The organism is [Roseibacterium] beibuensis (genome assembly GCF_039542305.1).
GTDB lineage: Bacteria > Pseudomonadota > Alphaproteobacteria > Rhodobacterales > Rhodobacteraceae > Roseibacterium > Roseibacterium beibuensis.
Map to the genome: position 1 here is coordinate 481,606 of NZ_BAABHW010000001.1, position 16,425 is coordinate 498,030.

The following is a 16,425-nucleotide window of genomic DNA, read 5'->3' on the forward strand; positions in this document are numbered from 1 at the left end:
GTTGATGAATGATACCAGTGTTGCACGGGTAGGGCGTCTGACGGACGCGCCGTCGCGACGTTCCCCGGCCATGCTCATACGCTGCGCGGCGCTACTTCGTCTCCGAGGTCAGTGTCTGCGGGATTCTGAAGGCCCATGACCTTGTCACCAGGCCGGCCTTCGCCGTGATCGGCGCGGCGGATGAGTTCCACGAGAAGACCACCAGGCCGAACCAGGCCTTTCAGACAGACATCACCTATCTAAAGGTCGTCGGCTGGGGTTGGTTCTATCTCTCGGCGACGCTCGAGGATGCCCTGGCCGTCTCCGGCTGCGACAGCGCCACGGTGGCGCACCGTCCGCGGCTGCTCAGTGACAATGGCGCATCCTACATTTCCGCTCATCATGTGGCCCGCATGTTCCATTTCATCTGACGACGGACATGGCAAATCAAGCTGCCATATCTGCCAAATGAAGGAACTGCAGAAAAGCCCTCTGAACTTACCCGTTTCATTTCAGAGAAGCAGCCATTGGGACGGGTAAGCATCTTTCGATCGCTCCGCCGAAAGTTGGACGCTGGTGGAGAACGCCAAGCAATCATCCAAGATCAAGAAAACCGAAATTCACCATTCGATCATCGGGCAAAGCAACTTGCCTGCAGTCGACGTGTCGCGATCGGGCTTTGGGCTGGTTAATCGTTGATCTCTGCTTAAGGATATCGACGCAGGGGATGGGTTCGCCTCCCCTTCTTCAGCGATGGGACGACCGAGACATGATCGCCGACAAGACAAACCTGTCCGACCTTTTGTATTCGTTGGCCCGCGACCACGGGGACAAACCGGCGCTCGTGCAGCGCCCCAAGTCCGTGACCTATGCGGAGTTGCCCTTGCAGGTTTCGCAGCTGGCACGCCAGATGGCCGCCGAGGGCGTTCAAGCGGGGGATCATGTTGGCATCGCGCACCGTGACAGCCTCAATGTCGTCAAGGCGATGATGGCCGCTTGGATGCTGGACGCGGTTGCCGTGCCGGTAGACTTCCGGTTGAGGGGAGACGACCGCGCGCGGCTTGTTGCGGATTTCGACCTTGCGGTGTTGTTCGAGGACCGTCCGATGCCGGGGCAGGACTATGCCTCGATCCAGTGGACCCCGGAATTCGAGGAAGACTGTGCGCGCCAGCCCAGCACGCCCTTGCCGACACAGGGGGGGAACCCCGCGCTGATCTCGTTGTCGTCGGGCACGACGGGCAGACCGTTGGGGGTCGTGATCAGCCATCGCACCATGATGATGCGGATGCTCAGCTACTCGATGGAATGTGCCTATCCGACGGGCGCGAAGTTCCTGAACGCCTTTCCCCTGTCGTTCTCGGCATCGCGCAATCACACGCTGGCGCATCTGATGCGGGGCGGCACGATCCATTTCCATCCCCCCACCTTCGGGGCGAGCGAGCTCGCAGAGCGGATCAACGCCGAGGGCATGACCTTTGTGTTTGCGGTGCCGGCGACCGTGTCGGCACTGCTTGAGATCGCGGGGGAAAGAGAGGGGCCGCTCTTTCCGGCCGTCGAGATGATCTATTGCGGCGGTTCGGGCATCTCTGCACAGGACATGATCGCGGCTCATGAGAAACTCTCTCCCAATGTCATCCACTGCTATTCCTCGACGCTGTCCGGCACGGTCTCGGTGCTAAGCGGCGAGAACGTGAGGGCGCGCGCCCAGACCTCTGGAAAGATCCTGCCGACGGTGCGGCTAGAGGTGGTGGACCCGAAGGGCGACCCGCTGCCGGTCGGGGAAACCGGGGCCTTGCGGGTGCGCAGCCCGGGTCTTGCCGACGGGTTCTACAACGCCCGCGATCGCGAGGATGGAGACCGGATCAGGGATGGCTGGGGCTATACCGGTGATATCGGCCATATCGACGAGGCCGGGTTCCTGACCATCGAGGGGCGCACGACTGACATGATCATACGGGGCGGACTGAACGTGTTCCCGGCCGAGGTCGAGGCGGTCGTGGAAAACCTTGACGGCGTGTCCGAGGCGGTGGCCGTGGGCTTTCCCGACAAGGCGATGGGCGAAGAAATCGCGGTGTTCGTCGTGCCGCGCGCCGGTAATCTGGCGGAGGCCGATGTCTTTGCGCAGTGCCAATTGGCCCTTCCGCCGGGGAAACGGCCATCGCGGGTCGAGATCGTCGAGAGCTTGCCCCGAAATACCAACGGCAAGATCCTGCGCCGGGACCTGAAGGCGCGGCTGGCAGGGCCGGAGGGCTAGGCCGCGGGCCTTTCGTCGATCTCGCAGCCCCGTCCAAGTAGCAGGTCTTCCATCGCCCCGGCGACCGTTGCCGATTCCCCGCGCAGGATCTCCTGGTGAGAATCGACCACGAGATAGACCTTCCGGTTCGGCAACAGATGCCCCCAGAAGCCGTCGGGATCGGTCAGAAGCCTCGAACGCTGTCGCGACCCGAGGATATGAACCTCGGCATCGAGCGGGTCGGGCCATGCGAACAGCATCGCCGTGGTCAGCCGCGCTTGTGCTTCGACATTCATCTTGACCCCGGCATAGCGGGTCTTTTCCTTGCGTCCATCGGCCTTCGCATGGCGCCCCCAGCCGCGTGCGACGATGATACGTTCGTAGGCCGTGTTTAGGCGGCGATAGGTGGGTTCAAGGAACGGTTTGTCGGGATCGAGCCGTCCGGTCAGGCCAAAGAGGCGCAGGCGTGCGAACAGGTTCCACGGTGATTTCCGAATGGCCCGTTCGCTTTCCAGCCGCTTGGGCAGCGGCTTGGGCGGGCGCGGATCTAGCATGACTATGGAAATGGGCGGCCTGCCGCGAGCCCTCAGGATATGAACCATCTCGATCGCCACCAGCCCGCCCACACAGAAAGAGGCAAGGCGAACCGGGCCCTCGGGCTGAACGCGCTCGATCTCGGCCACGTAAGCCTCGGCCAGCTCGCGCAGGGACTCCGGCGGCGTTTCCTTGTTCAGAAGGCCGGGCATCTCGAACATCACGAGTTTCGACCCCGGCGAAAGGCCGTCAAGGAAGCTACGGCGCGGAACGGTATAGCCACGGCGGCCATGCACGACGAACAGGATCTCTTGCGCGGCTTCGTCGGCGGCCTTGGCCTTGTCCTCTCCCGTGTCGAGGCTTGCGGCGATAGCCCTTGGAGTGCCGGCGTCGAACAGCCTCGAGATCGGGAAGGCAAAGCCCGTTTGTGCCTCGATCTGGAGGCTGATCTCTTCGCCTTGGAGAGAGTCGCCGCCGAGATCGTAGAAGTCATCCATGGCCCCGATGGGGGCAATCCGCAGCGCGTCCTGAAAGATCTTCGCGACCTGCGTTTCCAGGCCAGGCGCAGGCGGTTCGAACTCGACCGGTAAACCGATGGCATCGCGGTCTATGAGGGGCTGTGCTTTGTCGGTCATCGTGTTCAGATCTTTCCGGCGGGCACCATCTCGCTCAGGTCGCGCTTGAGGACCTTGCCATTGGTGTTACGCGGCAGGGCGTCGAGGATGACGATCTCGCGGGGGCGTTTGTCGCTGGTCAGGGCGCGGCGGCAATGGGCGTCGATATCGGCCTGCGTCATGCCGTCCTTCACGACCACGAATGCCGCGATCTCCTCTCCCTCTCGGGCCGTCTCGAAACCGATGACCGCGACTTCTCGCACCCCCGGAAGGGCGGCAATCGCGGCTTCGACCTCGGAGGGATAGACATTCGACCCGCCGCGAATGATCAGGTCCGATTGACGACCGTGTATCGAAAGGAAACCCTCGGTGTCGATGCTGGCGATATCGCCGGGGTAGATCCAGCCGGCGCGGATCTTGTCACCGTCTTCGCGGCCCTGCCCGCCGTAGATATGCGTCGCCATGCCGGGCGCCCGCACCCGCAGGATGCCCTGCTCGCCATGTCGTAGGACGGTGTCCTGCCCATCCACGATCTCGATGCGCGAGCTGCTCAGGACCCGTCCCTCGCTGTCGGGCCGTGCACGCATGTCGTCCCCGTAGAGCGAGGCGAGGGTCCCGCTGGCCGTGGAGGCGTAGTTCGTCATCGCGTGGGGCGTCAGGATCTTCTGCGCCGCTAGTTTCTCGTCCCGGTTAAGGTTCGCGCCACCAATGTAGAACAGCTTGAGATCCGGAAAGAATGGCTGGCCGTTGTCAGGGGCAAGATCCATCAAGCCCCGGACCACGGTCGGAACCGTGAAGGAAAACTCGACCCGGTGGCGCTGCATCGCCTCGGCGAGTTCCGGCAGCGTGTGCATCATCGGGAAGAAGATGGTTTTTCCCCCGCTCAGCAGGCGGGCGAACACATGGGTGCGCGCCGCCGAAAAGGAAAGCGGCAGAGCGTTCAGCGTGACAAGGTCAAGCTCCCTCGGCCCGCCGCATCCAGGCAGGTAGCGGTACGGGTCCCACTCCGTCTTGGCGAGCATCGCGCCATGGCCGATGACGAAGCCCAGGGGCGTGCCCGTGGTGCCCGAGGTCAACGAGATATAGGCCGGGGCGTCGGGGCCGGTCATAGGGGGCGGCAGGACGGGGCGAGTCGCGCGGCGGTCCTTGTAGGCGGCATCTATAAGCATCGCCTCACACCCTTCATAGGTGGCGGGCCTGTCCTGCAGGATCGCGGCAAGGTCAAATGCCGAAGCGATGCGCTGGCGCTCCTCGATGGAGCTGCGGAAATCGATTGGAACGGCCACTGCGTCGGCCATCCAGATCCCGAAAATCGAAACCAGGTATTCGACGCTGTCCCGCACGGCGATGCCGACATGTTGCCCCGGCTGAATGCCTGCGGCGATCAATTCGTGCCCCGTCTGGGCGCAGCGTTCGGCGAGTTGGCGAAACGTCAGTTCGATGTCGTTGCCGACCACTGCCGGAGCATCCCCACGAATGGCCGCCATCGACAATAGGGTATTGGCCAAAGAAATCTTGGTGCAGTCTGACATCTTGCCGTCCCTGTTTCCGCATCCTTTCCGCTCGCCATAGTCAGCGAAAAAGATGCGTGGCACCAGATGCGGCGGCGTTTTCTGGATTGCGTGTTTCCAGGGACACAAAGGTTAACAGACGCGCACGAACGGCTTCGCGGCTACGCCAACCCTGCTATATGACCTTGGGTTAGCAAATTTTCGGCCTCCGCATAGCTTGGGCCGACTTCCAGGCGCGCTTGGCCCATGCGGATCTCGCGCCCCATGCGTTTTGAGTTTCGAAATACCGTGCGCTGCTACCGCCCGACCGCAGCGCCAAGTGGACGAGCCTGACGACGGATCATGACCGACACATCCCATATCAAGCGGAGCGATCTGCAGCTCGACATCGACTATGCCGCCCCCGAAACCTCCGAGCAACGCGCGGTCGTGGGCCTGTTCGAGACCGTGTTCGAGGTGGATGGGGTCGGTCTGGACGATGATTTCTTCGATTTGGGCGGCGACTCCCTCCATGCCGAGGCGCTGAGCGCCGGAATGGCCAAGCTCAGCGGGCGCGATTTCCAGATCTCACAGATCGGCGACACGGCGACGCCGCGCCGGCTGGCGTCGTTCCTGACTGCGACAGATACGGTCGCCGGCGATGGCAAACCGTACGTATTCATTCTGCACGGAAAGGGGGGCTACACGCTCCCGCCGCGCGAGTTTTTCGCAGGGATGGTCGACAGGTTCCGCATTCACCTCCTCGAAGTGCCGTCGCTGCGGACCGAGGGGCCGGAGTACGACACCATCGGCGCGCTGGCTGAGCATTACCTCGACGTGATCGACGAGGTGCAACCCGAAGGCCCTGTGCGGCTGGCCTCGTTCTGCGCGGGCGGGATCATTGGCCTCGACATGGTCGCCCGCATCGGCGCGCGGGTGCCTTGCAGGAAAGCCTTAAGCGAGGCCACCGGCCCCTCGATTCCGGCGCGGCGCATCATGTCGTCATGGGCGATGATCATGGGCTCATGCCTCCAGCAGGTCGCGGACGGAACGGTCGGCGGGGGCGTCCTTCAGCCGCTGGTTCAGGGTTGCCAGGAAGCTGCCGTCCTCTGCCGGTTCCGTGTCGAGGCCGAGGCCGATCAGCCGCCAGGTTTCGGTATAGACATGAAGGCATCGCGCCTGCGTCCGCGACAGGGCCGCGGCCGTTTCCTCGAACGGGCCCAGCAGGCGGCCGGTTTCCATCCAGCCGATCGGGTTCAGGTAGTCGGGCGGCAAAAGGTCGTAGTCCTGCGCATCCCCGAGCCACATCATCTCGGCCAGAAGTTCTGGCCCGATCCTTGCGAAATGCATGTCCGGCTGGGCATGCAGCATCCGGGCGCGTTCGAGCGCGGCTGACTGAAACGCGCATCCAGCCGGCGCGGCCATCAGCGCGCCGTTCGGACCGACGATGCCCGCATCGGTCCACTCGCTGGCGATGAAGCGCGCGCCGTCAGGCTCGAACCGGTCGAGGTTGATGACGTCGGTATCGGTCCAGAGCCCGCCCCGCCGCGACAGGAGCGCGTAGCGAAAAAGATCGGAAAACGCGCCCAGCGATCCCCGGTGCATGCCGCTGCCCGCGCCCTCGCGGAACACGGTATTGCGCGGCAGGATGGCCGTTGCATCCATCACCTCGACCCCGTCGGGCACGTTCTCGGGCAGGTCATAGACGAAAAGCTGGTAGCGCCATCCGTTGCGCAGGTAGGACCGGATCGACATCTCCTCGATCCACCTGAGCCGCGGGCCGATCCAGAGCGACTGCGCCAAGGGACGCCCCGCGATAACCGACAGGGTCGGGGGGCTGGCAAGCTCAGGCGGCGGCGCGTCGCGCTCCATGCGCGACACGATGCAGCCGACAAGGGCCGCGCGACCGGCAAGAAACCAGGGCACATCCCGGCGCGCCCGGACGTGACGCAGCGCAGAATGGGCGGCGTCGAAATTCCCGGAATGAGCCTCGGCCAGCGCTTCGAGGCAGAGGGCCTCGCCCCGGAAATCGACATCGGCGGGCAGGGTCGCGGTGATGGAGCGAACCTCGTCCCATGCGCCTTCGGACGCTTTCTGGCGGGCCTGCATATAGGCGCGTTCGTCGACGTCATCCGGGCCGCTGAGCTCGGCATGCAGCCGCACAGCCTCGGCGATGAGGTCGTGCTTGTGGGACGCGCCGCGCAGCCACAGCACCATCATGCGCCGCTGCATCGGATCGGTCAGGTCGCGCGCCTTCGTGAAGGCATCCGTCAGGTCGCGCTGGTGCAGCAAGGCGCGGTAGATTTCCAGAAGCGGCAGCAGATCGTCGCGTTCCGCGTCACGGCAGAGATCGAGAATCCGGGCCCCGGGGGCGTCTTCCCCGGTTTCGTGCAGCGACCGGAAGAAGGCCTGGAACAGCCAGAAATCCGGCACGAAATCCGGTGCAATTCGGAAATACAGGCCCCAAAGCTCGGTCAGCGTGTCCGACTGCCCGGCCATGAAGCAGCGGATCAGAATTTCCTGGCGCAATTCCAGCGGCATGTCGGGCAGCACGTCGCCCAATGCCGTGACAAGGATCGACGCAAGGGCATTGGCGTCAATCGCGGATTGCACCGCGGTCAGATCATCGTAGAGACGCCAATGATTGCCGCTTGCGACGAGGCGGTCCAACTCGCCCAGAAAGCGCAGGATCGCGAGGGCATCGGGCGACGACAGGCGCTCTTTCGCCAAGCTTAACTGGACGGCGCGTTTCCACAGGCTCAGCGTCAGGCGCCGTTCCGCTGCGGTCGCGGACAGGCCGCGCAGATCAGAGAGTGTACTCCACGCAGTCGCGGCGTCCTCGGCATCGAGAGCTTCCGCCGCCCGCAGGAGGTGTTCCTTGTCCATCCCGGCTCCTCATACCGACCAGCGTGTGATAGGAAAGCGGGCCGGAAAGCGCAATTTCTTTGCGGCCGGCACGTGATACAGGATTACACGCACCCTCGGGGGGCGGGGACGCGACGGGCGAACGGGGCACGGATGACTGGGGCGGATCAATATTTCGGAGGCGTCGTATCGCTTGATCCGTTGGTCACGCTGTCCAAGCGGAGCCTGTTTCACGGCTGTACCGTGGGGATTGCCCCGTTGCTGCCCGAGGCGATGCGTGCGCGTCCGGCCCTGCATCTCCTGGCGCTGGCCTGGGGCATCGCCACCGTCCAGGAGGCCGAGGCGCTGGCCGATGAGATCAGCGCCTATCGGCAGGCGTGGCCCGCGGGGCGGTTCCTTGTCCTGGCCAACACGATGGACGAGATGGGCCTGTGCCAGCGTGCCGGCCTTCCGGCGATTCATTTCAGTTCGCTCAACTTCGTCGACGAGAGCCAGTTCGATCGGGCGGGCGGGGTCGAGAAGACCGTGGATGCCGTCTATGTCGCGGGGCTGGAAGGCTACAAGCGGCACGAGCTTGCCCGCGCGATCCCAAGCCTGCGGTTGCTGTATTGGAGACCGACCGCCGCCGCCCTTGCCCGGATGCGCGCTCTGCTGCCCGCTGCGGAGTTCTACAATCACGAGCTTGGCGACGGCGCCTTCTCGCTGCTGCAGGGGGCCGAGTACGCCCGTGCCGTGCAGGGGGCGCGGGTCGGGCTGTGCCTGTCCAAGCGGGAGGGGCCGATGCGCGCCAGCATCGAGTATCAATTGCTGGATCTTCCCGTGGTGACGGTCGAGGCCGACGGGGGCCGTGTCGAGATGATGGACCCGGCCCATAGCCGCGTGGTTCCGCCCGATCCGGACGCGGTGGCCGGTGCGGTTCGCGACCTTGTCGACCGAGGTTTTCCAACAGGTGCGGTGCGCGCCTCGGTCCTTGATCGGCTGGCGTCGAACCGGGCGGGAGTGGTCGATCTGCTCCGCCCGCATCTTCGGGAGGTGTTCGGCGATGCTTGCGGCGACCTGACCTTCGACGATCTGGGCAAGGTCGATCTTTGGCGCACGCGATCCTCCGCGGCGGTTCTGCCGGAGTTCGACGCCGCGCCCGTCTGACATCCCGGCGGGCAGGAGCGCGCGGTCCTTTTCGGCAGATGTGGCATGGATCATGGTCATGCGTCGAAAACCTGTCGTTTGGCCGAGGGCGCGACAGGCTGCGATGCCCCACGCGACAAGGCGGGGCGGGATCATGTCGGCTCTCTGTGGGAAATGCGGGGGCGGCCTTGGCGGAACGCGCCCGTGAGTCGCAGACTTACCCGCAAAAGGTAAACATCGAATTAAAACCGGGGGGCAGATCGTGTGCGCGCCGGTTTTTTCTTCCTGCGCGTTTGCTTGGGTTTGTCACCGGGTCAAAAGCCTGCGCGTATTGCCCTTGGGTATCGAGAGGCGTTGCGGGGATGAGAGACGTGATGCGTGGTCGGGCTTGGCCCATTGCCGGCCGCGGGGGCGGACCGCAGGGGCCGTGTCCAAGCCGTGCCTGGGGCGTGCTGGCCAAAGCCCTGGCTCTCCATCTGGTGCTGGCCGCGCCTGGCTTGGCCGAGGTCGGGACCGCGCCCGTGATCTTCCTCGATCAATCGGAGCGCCTGCATCTGCCGGACCGAGCGGGCGTGCGGCGACCTTTCACCGCCGAGGCCTTCGGCATCGTGATCGGAGACATGGGCGGCGGGCCGGAGCCGGATCTCTACCTCAACCATCATCACCGCTGGGTGTCGGGCGCGGCGGCTTTCCCGGATGCGCAGGTCGTGTACGACCCGGGCGCGCCGGACGGGCCGACCGGCTGGCAGGTTCTCAACGCCTGGGACCAGCATGGCATTGGACCTTGTGATCGGGGACGGCGGCAGGACGACGGACACAAGCTACACGCTGTTGATGGGCGCCGCGCCGAGGGGCAACCGGGTGCAGATCGATCTGCGCGATCCCTGGTCGCTGGACGGGCTGGGCGCGCGGGTTCGGGTTCATGCGGGCGGGCGGGTTCAGGCCCTTGGCCAGACGGGGGGTAGCCATTGGGCGGCGCAGGATCACGTGCGGTTGCATGTCGGGTTGGGCGCGCATGACACGGCCATTGTCGAGGTCTCGTGGCCCGATGGCGCGCTGACGCACGACAGTGTCGAGGCGGGCCGGATCGTTACGCTACGCCACCCCGACATGGCGCCGGACTAGGCGTCGGGTATGGGAGGTCGGGCAGTGTCATGCGACCGGGTCCGGAGTGGTCCGCCCTTGACAGGTGGCTTGCTTCCTTTGGCGGTCTTGGCGGGCGAAAGGGACATCCGGTGGACATCGCGCAGAATCTGTCATGGATCGACGAACGCATGTCGGAGCCGATCGTGCGCCCGCAATGGGCTGTTGCGGGCGGAAAGCGGCCAGTCCGTTCGGCTTCAGCCAGTGGTTCTCGCACCGCCTCGAACCCGGCCGCCATTTCGTGCCGGTCGCGGCCGACATGTCCGATCTGGTAGAAAAGATCGACTGGGAGCGCAGCAACCCGAGCGAGGCCCGGGCCATCGCCGAGGACGGGCAAGCCCCGGCCAGAACGATCACCTTCGATGCCGAGGCCGAGGTGGCCGCAGCCGTTCCGCACGCACTGGCAGTGGAAGTGACACCGGGCGCCACAACGCGACCTTGGTGAAAGCCGGAACCGGTGGGGCAGGGCAAGGGAACGATGCCCCGCGTGCGTCGTGCTGGCTTTGGTCCCGGACGACGCTGGACGGGGATCAGGCGCGGAGCCGGATTGCGCGCGCGCCCTCGTCGAGCCTGTCTGCGCAGGCCCTCTCGATCCGGCCGCGCAACCAGCCATGGGCTTCGTCGGCATCGAACCTCGAATGCCAGATCAGGTGATTGGCAATGGGCGCGACCTCGAGCGGGACGGGCGCGGTCACCAATGGATATCGTTCGACGAAATACTCGGCCGTGCGGTGTGTGAAGACCCCGATCAGGTCCGAGGCCAGCAGCAATTCGGGCACGATGGTGAAACTCATCAGGGTTGCCGCGATGTTGCGGTGCACGCCATGCCGGTCGAGCACGGCGTCGAAGGCGGCGCGGCGGTCGCCGGTCGAGCTGACGACAAGGTGCGCATAGGACAGGATTTCGTCGAGCGTGGGATGAAGGCCGCCTGCGACCAGCGGATGATCGCGGCGGCAGAGGCAGACAAAGCGATCTTCGAACGCGAGGCGGCGTTGCAGATGCGGGGGTGTCGCGTCGAACCAGCCCACGGCCATGTCGATCTCGCCCTCGTCGATCAGGCGGATGGCATAGTCGCGGTCGGTGGTGCGAAGGTTGATCACGATGCCGGGCGCGACACGGCCCAGATGTTCCAGAAGAGGCAGGAAGACGGGCAGGTTGAACCGGTCCGGCGCGCCGATGGCGAATTGCGCGCTGGCCGTGGCCGGGTCGAACCCGCCGCGCGGGGCGATGGCCGTGCCCGCGTCGCGCAGGATCCGCGCAACGAGCGGGGCCAGTTCCGCCGCGCGCGGGGTCGGGCTGAGCCCGTCGGGCGTGCGCACGAGGAGCGGATCATCGAAGTGATCGCGCAGCCGTTTCAGCGCGTTCGAGATGGCCGACTGGGTGCGCCCGAGTCGCTCTCCGGTTCGGGTGACGCTGCGTTCCTCCAGCAGAACATGGAGAACGATCAGAAGATTCAGGTCGAAATTCAGTTTCATTTCAAGCCTAATATCATTCTGAGTGATGGAATGGAACACGACTATCCATTTCAAAAATAGTCGAGACTTGGTCAAGGTGTTACGGACGAAGGAGGAGCGTCATGGAACTCGTCGAACGTACCGGACCCGACCCGGATTACCTGCCCTATCTCGCGGAACCGTCCAAGCCGGCCTATCGCCCGCCTGCGGGCGCGGTCGACGCGCATTGCCATGTCTTCGGACCGGCTGCGGTCTTTCCCTTCTCGCCTCGTCGGAAATACACGCCGGTCGATGCGCCTGCCGAAACCCTGTTCGCCCTGCGCGATCATCTCGGCCTGTCGCGCAACGTGATCGTGCAGGCCACCTGCCACGGGTCCGACAACGCCGCCATGCTCGATGCCATCGCCCGGTCCGAGGGACGGGCGCGGGGCGTCGCGGTGGTCGATGCCGGTATCTCGCGCGCCGAGTTGAACGCGCTTCACGAGGGCGGCGTGCGCGGCGTGCGCTTCAACTTCCTCAAGCGTCTTGTGGGGGATGCGCCCAAGGATGACTACGTGCGCATCGCCGAGATCATCGCCGACCTGGGCTGGCACACGGTTGTCTATTTCGAAAGCGCCGAACTGCTTGAACTGGCCCCCTTCATCACCGCGCTGCCGGGCGTGATCGTGATCGACCACATGGGCCGGCCCGAGGTGGCCGACGGCCTGGATGGCGAAGGTTTCGGCCATGTGCTGGACCTGATGGAGAGCGATCAACGCTTCTGGATCAAGGTGTCCTGCCCCGAGCGGCTGAGCGTCGCCGGGCCGCCCTATGACGACGTGGTGCCCTTTGCCCGCACGCTGGTCGAGCGTTTCCCGGATCGCGTGCTCTGGGGCACGGACTGGCCCCATCCCAACATGAAAAGCCACATGCCCGACGAGGGCGCGCTGGTCGACATGATCCCGCAGATCGCGCCGAGCGATGCCTTGCAGCGCAAGCTTCTGATCGACAACCCGATGCGGCTTTACTGGCCCGAGGAGGTCGGGGCATGAGCGTTTCGCAATCGGTCGAAGCCGGTGCCGTCCCCGATGAGGTGCCGTCGGGCGGCTGGGTCCGTTGGGTCGTGGCCATTCTCGCAAGCGTCATGGTGCTGGCGTGCATCGCCTACAATCTCGAACTGCACACGCGGTTGGGCTTTGCCCTGCTGCGCCAGCAATACATGGCGCTGCAACTGGGGCTGGCCCTGACCATCGCCTTCTTGCGGTTCGGCCCGCGCGGACGGCCCGTGGCGCGGCCAAACATCGTTGATCTCGCCATCGCGGTCGCCTGTTTCGGCGCGCTGATCTACGCGGCCATCGATTTCGTCTGGCTGTTGCAGGAGCAATTCTACCGCCCGTGGCAGATCACCATGGTCGGCGCGATCGTGGTTCTGGGCGTGATGGAAGGGATCCGCCGCCGCGCCGGGCTGATGCTGTTCGGGATCGTGGCGGTGTTCCTGGTCTACGCCCTGTTCGCCGACCTCGTGCCGGGGCGACTGGTGGGGCGCGAACTGTCACCGCAGCGGCTGGTGGATTACGTCGGCTTCGACAGTTCCGCCGTCTTCTCGTCGCCGCTGGCGGTGGGCACGATCACGGTTCTGCTGTTCGTGTTCTTCGGCCAACTTCTGTTCGCGGCGGGCGGCGGGGCCTTTTTCACCGACCTCGCCATGGCCGCGACGGGCCGGGCGCGGGGCGGCAGCGCCAAGATCGCCGTGGTCGGGTCCGCGATGTTCGGGTCGATTTCGGGCTCGGCGGTGTCGAACGTGGCGACCACCGGGGTCATCACCATTCCGCTGATGCAGCGGGGCGGCTATTCCAAGGAAGACGCGGGCGCGATCGAGGCCGTCGCCTCGACCGGGGGGCAGCTTACGCCGCCGATCATGGGCGCGGCCGCCTTCCTGATGGCCGAATTTCTCGACATTCCCTATGCCCAGGTGGCGGCCGCGGCGCTGATCCCGGCGGTTCTCTACTATCTGGGCGCCTTCATGCAGGTGGACCTGATCGCGGCGCGCGACGATATCGCGGCGCCCGAGGATGCGGACCTGACCGTGCGCAAGGTCATGGTGCAGGGCTGGCATTTCCTGATCCCCTTCGCGATCCTGCTTTATGCGCTGTTCGGGATGCGCTCGGACCCCGAGGACGCGGCGCTGTTGGCCGCCGTGGCCATCGCGGTTGCGGGCTGGGTGCGCGGGTACAAGGGAACGCGCCTGACGTTGCGCACCTTCGGCAAGGTGTTCGTGGATACCGGCACCTCGATGGTGGACCTGATCCTGGTCGTTGCCGCGGCCGGTTTCGTGATCGGGGTTCTGAATGTCACGGGCCTGGGCTTTGCGCTGACGCTGGTGCTGGTCGATGCCGTGGGCTCCAGCCTGATCCTGCTGCTTCTGATCTCGGCGGTGGTCTGCATCATCCTCGGGATGGGGATGCCGACCTCGGGGGTTTACGTGCTGCTTGCCTCGCTGGTCGCGCCCTCGCTGGTCGAGGCCGGGGTGCAGCCCATCGCGGCGCATCTCTTCATCCTCTATTTCGGCATGATGTCGATGATCACCCCGCCCGTGGCGCTGGCGGCCTTTGCCGCCGCCGCGATCTCCAAGGCCGGCGCGGTGGCCACGGGGCTTGCCGCGATGCGCATTGGCTGGGCGGCCTTCATCCTGCCTTTCGCGTTCGTCGCGACGCCAGAGCTGCTGTTCATCGGCTCGACCACGGATATTGCCATTGCCGCCACCCTGACCGCCATCGGCGTCGCCGGGGTGACCATCGGCATCTCGGCCCACTGGGCGGGGCCGCTGAACAGCCTTCTTCGGCTGCTGTTCGTGGCGCTCGGCGCGCTGACCCTGCCGCTTGGCTTTATCGGGCTGTCGACCGCGGCCCACGGCATCGCCGCGGCGGCGGCCTTGTCGCTGGCGCTGGGGCTGATCGTCCTGCGCCGGGGACGCACCAGTGATCGGACGACCTGAGACGACACCAATCCAAAAGGGAGCACACCATGTTGGACCTTAAACTTCTCACGGGCGCGGGCCTGACCGCGCTGGCGCTGACGACCGGGGGCGCGATGGCGCAGGTCATTTCGATGGCCACCGGTGCGCAAGGCTCGCTCGCCTACAACTCGGGGCAGGCGGTGGCCGTGGTCGCCAATGACAATGGCCTGACCGTGCGCACGCAGCCGCTGGTCGGCTACATGCCGCTTCTGAACTCGGGCGAGGTCGATTTCGGCTACGTGAACGGCGCGGAGGCTGCCTTTGCCTATACCGGCAGCGGCAACTTCGACCGTGAGCATCCGAACGTGCGCCTTGTCGGCACCATGTTCCCGCTGACCACCGGCGTCATGGCGCCTTGCGACATGGGCCTTCAGACCGTCGCCGACCTCGAAGGACGCGGCGACCTGCGGATCGCGTCGGAATACACCTCGTCCACGATCATTCCCTATTATATCGAGGGCATCCTGGCTTCGGGCGGCATGTCCTACGACGATTTCGAGCAGGTGCCGGTCTCGTCCTTCGTCGACGGAATCAACGCGCTGGGCGATGGCCTTGTCGATATCGCGCTGGTCAGCCTGAATGCCGGTGCGGGCCAGCAGGCAGCGGTGCAGATGCAGGACCGTGGCGGCCTGTGCTACATCTCGATGGATGACAGCGAAGAGGGCTTCGCGGCCTATGCCGAGGTTCTGCCCTCGGGCTCGATCCTGGCATTGCCCCAGAACGAGGATATCAACGGCCTGCAGGACTGGGGCGCCAACCTTGTGGCGGTTCCCTGGATGCTGCTGACGAATGCCGACGTGGATGAAGAGGTGGTCTACAACCTGACCTCGATCATCCATCAGAACCAGGAAGCACTGGCCGCCTCCTTCGGGGCCTTCGCGCGGGCGGACTTTGCCGACATGGCGCCGGCGAATGCCATGCCCTACCACCCCGGTGCGCTGCGCTATTACACCGAGGCCGGTGTGGCGACGCCCGAGTGACCTGACTGTCCGCCCCGGTCCATGGCCGGGGCGGACCCCTTCCATTGCGCGAGGATGACGCGACATGATGACGGTCCTGACGGCGGCCGACGGCCATGAACTCGACTGCTGGATGGCGAGTGCCCAGGGCGACCGGCGCGGCGGCCTCGTGATCGTTCAGGAGATTTTCGGGATCACCGATCAGTTGAAGGGCGTGGCCGACCGTTACGCCGCGCTCGGCTACGACGTGGCGATCCCCGCTCTGTTCGACCGCCATGAAAAGGGGGCGGTTATCCCCTTTGACGAGGCACCGCGGGGCCGTGACATGATGCTGGCCTCGGATCTCGACCAGACGATGATGGATATCGACGCGGCTGTCGGGGCGCTTGCTGCGCGCGGCGGCAAGGTCGGTGTCATCGGTTTCTGCTGGGGTGGCGGGCTGGCCATTCGCTCGGCGCAGGTGCTGGACGTGGCCTGCGCCGTGTCCTTCTACGGCACGCGGCTGCCGCAATACCTCGACAAACCGTTGAAGGCCCCGGTGCTGGCCCATTTCGGCGCGCAGGACGATCACGTGCCGCCCGAGATGCGGGCCGAGGCCCAGGCCGCGCTGCCGGAGATGGAGGTGCACCTTTATGAGGCCGGGCATGCCTTCGCCAACGATGCGCGCCCGTCCTATGTGGCCGATGCCGCGGCAATGGCCCATGATCGGACCGAGGCGTTCCTGGCAAAGCACCTGGCCTGAGAGCGCAGCGCCAGGGCAGGGCGTTCAGCCCCGCTCTGCCGGTGTTCAGCCCCGCGATCTGAAGCTTGACGTCGTATTGATCGGACCAGAACCACGGGCGCGCGACATAGGCGCGCCCTGTCCCAGCAGGGTTGCGGCGGTCGCCTCGGCCTGGTCGATGGCGTTGGGCACGCTGTCAAGGCAATGCGCCGCCCCGTCCACGGGAAGGAGGCGCAATCCCCGGCAGGCAGATCGGGTCGGCCCCGGTGGTCAGCGCAATCTGATCGGCGGAGAGCGTGCCTGCGCCCTCCAT

Annotated in this window: 13 protein-coding genes and 3 pseudogenes; 10 read left to right on the plus strand and 6 right to left on the minus strand. The window is 65.4% G+C overall.

Annotated elements, in window-relative coordinates; all coding sequences use genetic code 11:
* Positions 1–86 precede the first annotated feature (86 nt).
* Positions 87–374: pseudogene (locus ABD923_RS02435) on the plus strand (IS3 family transposase); the annotation flags it as partial.
* Between the two features lie 374 nt (positions 375–748).
* Complete coding sequence (locus ABD923_RS02440; protein WP_259546871.1) at positions 749–2,233, plus strand: class I adenylate-forming enzyme family protein; 1,485 nt, start codon at positions 749–751, stop codon at positions 2,231–2,233.
* Here ABD923_RS02440 and ABD923_RS02445 read toward each other — a convergent pair.
* Together ABD923_RS02445 and ABD923_RS02450 are read right to left on the minus strand one after the other, a co-directional pair.
* Positions 2,230–3,381 carry a thioesterase domain-containing protein gene (locus ABD923_RS02445; protein WP_259546870.1) on the minus strand — a complete coding sequence of 384 codons (1,152 nt, stop codon included), beginning with the start codon at positions 3,379–3,381 and terminating at the stop codon, positions 2,230–2,232. The two genes, ABD923_RS02440 and ABD923_RS02445, sit on opposite strands and share 4 nt — an antisense overlap.
* Positions 3,382–3,386: 5 nt before the next feature.
* Entirely contained in the window at positions 3,387–4,892 is a 1,506-nt protein-coding gene (locus ABD923_RS02450; RefSeq protein ID WP_345229409.1) for a class I adenylate-forming enzyme family protein, read from the minus strand.
* A 321-nt stretch (positions 4,893–5,213) separates the two neighbouring features.
* On the opposite strand from ABD923_RS02450, the pseudogene ABD923_RS19120 reads away from it, so the two are divergent.
* Positions 5,214–5,717 (plus strand): annotated as a pseudogene (locus ABD923_RS19120) (phosphopantetheine-binding protein); the annotation flags it as partial.
* Here the strand turns inward: ABD923_RS19120 and ABD923_RS02455 are convergent.
* Together ABD923_RS02455 and ABD923_RS02460 are read right to left on the minus strand one after the other, a co-directional pair.
* On the minus strand, positions 5,678–5,869 hold the full coding sequence (locus ABD923_RS02455) for a hypothetical protein (RefSeq protein WP_259546868.1): 192 nt from the start codon (positions 5,867–5,869) through the stop codon (positions 5,678–5,680). The pseudogene ABD923_RS19120 and the gene ABD923_RS02455 sit on opposite strands and share 40 nt — an antisense overlap.
* Before the next feature lie 4 nt (positions 5,870–5,873).
* Positions 5,874–7,736, minus strand: a complete 1,863-nt coding sequence (locus tag ABD923_RS02460) for a glycosyltransferase (RefSeq protein ID WP_259546867.1) — start codon at positions 7,734–7,736, stop codon at positions 5,874–5,876.
* 132 nt (positions 7,737–7,868) lie between these two features.
* Between ABD923_RS02460 and ABD923_RS02465 the strand changes: the two genes are divergently transcribed.
* From ABD923_RS02465 to ABD923_RS02475, 3 genes are all read left to right on the plus strand, one after another.
* Positions 7,869–8,861, plus strand: a complete 993-nt coding sequence (locus ABD923_RS02465) for a hypothetical protein (RefSeq protein ID WP_259546866.1) — start codon at positions 7,869–7,871, stop codon at positions 8,859–8,861.
* A 750-nt stretch (positions 8,862–9,611) separates the two neighbouring features.
* Positions 9,612–9,965 carry an ASPIC/UnbV domain-containing protein gene (locus ABD923_RS02470; protein WP_259546865.1) on the plus strand — a complete coding sequence of 118 codons (354 nt, stop codon included), beginning with the start codon at positions 9,612–9,614 and terminating at the stop codon, positions 9,963–9,965.
* A 133-nt stretch (positions 9,966–10,098) separates the two neighbouring features.
* Entirely contained in the window at positions 10,099–10,428 is a 330-nt protein-coding gene (locus tag ABD923_RS02475; protein WP_259546864.1) for a glycosyl transferase family 90, read from the plus strand.
* A gap of 85 nt (positions 10,429–10,513) precedes the next feature.
* On the opposite strand, the gene ABD923_RS02480 is transcribed toward ABD923_RS02475, so the two are convergent.
* The gene (locus ABD923_RS02480; RefSeq protein ID WP_259546862.1) at positions 10,514–11,458 is read right to left on the minus strand and encodes a LysR family transcriptional regulator; all 945 of its coding nucleotides are present in this window, start codon (positions 11,456–11,458) and stop codon (positions 10,514–10,516) included.
* Between the two features lie 101 nt (positions 11,459–11,559).
* Here ABD923_RS02480 and ABD923_RS02485 point away from each other — a divergent pair, with 101 nt between their 5' ends.
* The 4 genes from ABD923_RS02485 (at position 11,560) to ABD923_RS02500 (ending at position 16,133) form a co-directional block, all read left to right on the plus strand.
* Complete coding sequence (locus tag ABD923_RS02485; protein WP_259546860.1) at positions 11,560–12,468, plus strand: amidohydrolase family protein; 909 nt, start codon at positions 11,560–11,562, stop codon at positions 12,466–12,468.
* Complete coding sequence (locus tag ABD923_RS02490) at positions 12,465–14,411, plus strand: TRAP transporter permease (protein ID WP_259546859.1); 1,947 nt, start codon at positions 12,465–12,467, stop codon at positions 14,409–14,411. Before ABD923_RS02485 ends, ABD923_RS02490 begins: the two co-directional genes overlap by 4 nt.
* A 29-nt stretch (positions 14,412–14,440) precedes the next feature.
* Entirely contained in the window at positions 14,441–15,412 is a 972-nt protein-coding gene (locus ABD923_RS02495; RefSeq protein WP_259546858.1) for a TAXI family TRAP transporter solute-binding subunit, read from the plus strand.
* A gap of 64 nt (positions 15,413–15,476) precedes the next feature.
* Positions 15,477–16,133, plus strand: a complete 657-nt coding sequence (locus tag ABD923_RS02500) for a dienelactone hydrolase family protein (RefSeq protein ID WP_259546857.1) — start codon at positions 15,477–15,479, stop codon at positions 16,131–16,133.
* A 37-nt stretch (positions 16,134–16,170) separates the two neighbouring features.
* Here ABD923_RS02500 and ABD923_RS02505 read toward each other — a convergent pair.
* Positions 16,171–16,357, minus strand: a pseudogene (locus ABD923_RS02505) (oxidoreductase C-terminal domain-containing protein); the annotation flags it as partial.
* Positions 16,358–16,425: the final 68 nt, after the last annotated feature.